The following is a 2,672-nucleotide window of genomic DNA, read 5'->3' as shown; positions in this document are numbered from 1 at the left end:
TTCCTATGTTTATAGTATTTTTTATTTCCATATTAGCTGAAACAAATAGGCATCCTTTTGATTTACCTGAAGCAGAATCAGAATTAGTTGCTGGATATAATGTAGAGTATTCATCAATGCCATTTGCATTATTTTTTCTAGGAGAGTATGCAAATATGATATTAATGAGCTCATTTGCAGTTTTATTATTTATGGGAGGATGGTTACCTCCTTTTAAATTAGAGTTTTTGAATTTTATTCCTGGCTTTATTTGGTTTATATTGAAGGTCATGTTCTGTCTCTTTATTTTTATATGGGTTAGAGCTTCAATTCCAAGATTTAGGTATGACCAGTTAATGAGATTGGGATGGAAAGTGTTCTTACCATTTACTTTAGTTTGGGTTATCATAATTGCTACTGTCGTGGTGTACTCATAAATTTTATGAAGAATAAATCAGTAATACTTTCACAAGATAATCTAGAAGAAATATATAGCGCGTTCAATCAAGGCAAGATTATTTGCATTCCTACTGATACAATTTATGCACTATCATGCGATGCAACAAATATAGAAGCAATACAAAAAATTTATACACTAAAACATAGACCTCTAGATAAAACCTTGCCCATGTTTATGTCCAATACAAAAATGGCTAGCTTATATGCTAATTTTTATAAGAAAGAATTAAGTCTAGCAAATAAATTCTGGCCAGGGGCTCTAACCTTAGTATCTAGGATTAAAAATACTCATAAAAATCTTCCTAATCTTTTAAAGAATAATCAAAAAATTGCTATTAGAGTTCCAAAAAACAAATTAATACAATCTATTTGCCAATCTATAAATAAACCAATTATTGCAACAAGTGCAAATATTTCTAATCAAAAAAATATTAACTCTTTAGATGAAATTATTAAAGAGTTTCAAAATAAAGTAAATTTCATTATCAAAGACAATAAAGAATTAAGTGATAATTGTTTAACTGCTTCAACCATTATTGAATTTACTAATAATGAAAAATATAAAATACTTAGGAAAGGAAGAATTCCTAAAATTCAGTTAGAAAGAATTCTAAGCTAATGATTTGATTTCTTTTTTCCTATACATTGAAAAACACTTCCTGGACTTTGTATTATTTCTTTTTTCTTTGCAATTGTTTTCATTTCTTGAATCATTCCCTCTATTTCTCCCTCTCTTAATAAATTTTGGCTAATAAAGTGATTCTTCTCTTCTATCAAAGACAGTAATAACAATGTTTTTTGATCATAGGAATTGCATAAAGGCACACACTTTTTGACATATGAAATATCAATATCCAATAAATTCATTTCATAATATAATTTTTTACCAAAAGCATAATCTAACTTCAATATATTGCTGATTTTCTTTAATAGTGTTTTGTATTTATCAATTGCATTTGAAGTGGGGTAATTAAAAATATCCTCATAACTATGCTCTTCACAAGCGATAGTGCTTTTTTCTTTTATAAAACTTAACATGTTTTTTAACGCTATAATTGGATTATGCAGATGTATAAGCACAAACCTACAATACACTACATCATAATCACTATTACCAATATACTCTTCTATATCCGCTACTACATAGTCCACATTATTAATTCCTTTAGACTCTAATATATTTTTTGTTAAGGAGGTTTGCTCAGGACTAATATCTACACATAATATACGACCATCCTTTCCTATTTTTTTATATATTTGCTCTATACCTGAACCAGAACCACAACCTATTACAGCTACTTTCATTCCTTTTTGAAAATTTATCTCTTGAAATAATTTAGTCGTATATTCCCCATAAATTTTTTCTAATATACTCAATCTATGCTCTGTTTCAGAGCCTGTATTTAGTATGTAGGTTCTATTATTCATATTTTATTTCATCTTCTAAATTTAAAAACTTTAAATTAGTATCCTTAATAAATTTGTAAAGTTCCTCTAGAGCTTTTCTTTCTTCGTTACCATTACCGTGAATTAGAATAATATCACCTTTTTCTATATTTTCATCTTTTTTCATTTTAGAAATCCAAGCACGTGCACCTAATTGTACTAAACCATATTTTTTTAATACTTCAACAAATTTTTCATCCGAAATTAATCCAGGGAATCTAAAAAATATTGAAGGTACTTCTCCATGCTCAATTAGAATTCTTTCTATATCTAAAATTTCAGATTGAACAACTGTATCTGATAAGAGTAAGAAATTGTTCTGCATATCTACGTCTTTATAATATCTATGTGTAAAACTATGATTTACCCATGTAATAATAAAATCATCTTCCTTAAGAGATTGTAACCAAATGAAATCCTCTTTATTCTGTATAATCCATAATCCACTTATTGCTATCGATATATGTACTTTGTTTAACTTAGATTTTTCTTTTAGTTTAACAAATAAATTCTTTTCTATTTTATTAATTGAAGGACACATATCTATTGAAATAAGTAAGCGCTAAAATAAGGGCATCTAGGCAAGAATAAAAATAAGTGGTAGAACAAAAGCCTAAAAAAATAGAGGCTAATGATGCTATTAGAAAAAAAGAAAAAAAGAATAAGTAATGAAAAATGGAAAGAGCTAGTAGAAGAATATAAAAAAAGTAATGTAAGTAAATATGAATTTTGTAAGCAAAAGAATGTGCCGAGAAGTACATTTTATAAATGGCACAGAATTCTTGTAG

The 2,672-nt window shown here is 27.2% G+C and carries 5 protein-coding genes; 3 read left to right on the top strand and 2 right to left on the bottom strand.

Features of this window, described 5'->3' with window-relative positions; genetic code table 11:
* Together EIC27_RS06625 and EIC27_RS06620 are read left to right on the top strand one after the other, a co-directional pair.
* Nucleotides 1-416 (top strand): complex I subunit 1/NuoH family protein (locus tag EIC27_RS06625; protein ID WP_205702364.1); only part of this gene is annotated, 416 nt, incomplete at its 5' end.
* A gap of 5 nt (nt 417-421) precedes the next feature.
* Nucleotides 422-1,057, top strand: coding sequence for an L-threonylcarbamoyladenylate synthase (locus tag EIC27_RS06620; RefSeq protein ID WP_162298366.1), 636 nt, complete (start codon nt 422-424; stop codon nt 1,055-1,057).
* On the opposite strand, the gene EIC27_RS06615 is transcribed toward EIC27_RS06620, so the two are convergent.
* Both EIC27_RS06615 and EIC27_RS06610 read right to left on the bottom strand, forming a co-directional pair.
* Nucleotides 1,054-1,866 (bottom strand): class I SAM-dependent methyltransferase, encoded by an 813-nt coding sequence (locus EIC27_RS06615; protein WP_126045264.1) that lies wholly within the window; start codon nt 1,864-1,866, stop codon nt 1,054-1,056. The genes EIC27_RS06620 and EIC27_RS06615 overlap by 4 nt on opposite strands.
* Nucleotides 1,859-2,425: a polysaccharide deacetylase family protein gene (locus EIC27_RS06610; protein ID WP_126045263.1), complete on the bottom strand. Its 567-nt coding sequence runs from the start codon at nt 2,423-2,425 to the stop codon at nt 1,859-1,861. The genes EIC27_RS06615 and EIC27_RS06610 overlap by 8 nt, the downstream gene beginning before the upstream one ends.
* 90 nt (nt 2,426-2,515) lie before the next feature.
* Between EIC27_RS06610 and tnpA the strand changes: the two genes are divergently transcribed.
* The coding region (tnpA, locus tag EIC27_RS08495) for an IS66 family insertion sequence element accessory protein TnpA (protein ID WP_410519448.1) at nt 2,516-2,672 on the top strand (157 nt) is incomplete at its 3' end.

The sequence above is a fragment of the Candidatus Aquarickettsia rohweri genome, from assembly GCF_003953955.1.
Classification (GTDB): Bacteria; Pseudomonadota; Alphaproteobacteria; order Rickettsiales; family Midichloriaceae; genus Aquirickettsia; species Aquirickettsia rohweri.
This window is presented reverse-complemented; position numbering and strand designations above follow the sequence as displayed.